Origin of the sequence: Acinetobacter genomosp. 33YU (assembly GCF_001990725.1) — a bacterium.
Lineage (GTDB): Bacteria > Pseudomonadota > Gammaproteobacteria > Pseudomonadales > Moraxellaceae > Acinetobacter > Acinetobacter seifertii.
In genome coordinates, this window is sequence record NZ_LFZQ01000037.1 from 1 (window position 1) to 1,179 (window position 1,179).

Below are 1,179 nucleotides of genomic sequence, written 5' to 3' on the forward strand. Positions count from 1 at the left end.
AAGTTTGAACGTAATAAGCCACACGTAAACGTGGGCACAATCGGTCACGTTGACCATGGTAAAACAACTTTAACTGCTGCGATTGCAACTATTTGTGCAAAAACTTACGGCGGTGAAGCGAAAGATTACTCACAAATCGACTCAGCACCTGAAGAAAAAGCACGTGGTATTACAATTAATACTTCACACGTAGAATACGATTCTCCAATTCGTCACTACGCACACGTTGACTGCCCGGGCCACGCCGATTACGTTAAAAACATGATCACTGGTGCTGCTCAGATGGACGGCGCGATCCTTGTATGTGCTGCGACTGACGGTCCAATGCCACAAACTCGTGAACACATCCTTCTTTCTCGTCAGGTTGGTGTACCTTACATCATCGTATTCTTAAACAAATGCGACCTTGTTGATGACGAAGAATTACTTGAATTAGTAGAAATGGAAGTTCGTGAACTTCTTTCTACTTATGACTTCCCAGGTGATGACACTCCAGTAATCCGTGGTTCAGCTCTTGCTGCTCTTAACGGTGAAGCAGGTCCTTACGGTGAAGAATCAGTTCTTGCTCTTGTAGCAGCTCTTGACTCTTACATCCCAGAACCAGAACGTGCTATCGACAAAGCATTCTTAATGCCAATCGAAGACGTATTCTCAATTTCTGGTCGTGGTACTGTAGTAACAGGCCGTGTAGAATCAGGTATTGTTAAAGTTGGTGAAGAAGTAGAGATCGTTGGTATTAAAGATACAGTTAAAACAACTGTAACTGGCGTAGAAATGTTCCGTAAACTTCTTGACGAAGGCCGTGCAGGCGAGAACTGTGGTGTATTACTTCGTGGTACTAAGCGTGAAGACGTACAACGTGGTCAAGTACTTGCTAAACCAGGTACAATCAAGCCGCACACTAAATTCGATGCAGAAGTATACGTACTTTCTAAAGAAGAAGGTGGTCGTCACACTCCATTCTTAAATGGTTACCGTCCACAGTTCTACTTCCGTACAACTGACGTAACTGGTGCAATCCAGTTGAAAGAAGGCGTTGAAATGGTTATGCCAGGTGACAACGTTGAAATGTCAGTAGAATTAATCCACCCAATCGCAATGGACCCAGGTCTACGTTTTGCGATCCGTGAAGGTGGTCGTACTGTAGGTGCTGGTGTTGTTGCGAAAGTAACTGCATAA

At 44.2% G+C, this 1,179-nt stretch carries 1 protein-coding gene; it reads left to right on the forward strand.

Annotated elements, in window-relative coordinates; translation table 11 throughout:
• A partial coding sequence (tuf, locus tag AC056_RS19110; protein WP_019456510.1) for an elongation factor Tu occupies positions 1–1,179 on the forward strand: 1,179 nt, incomplete at its 5' end.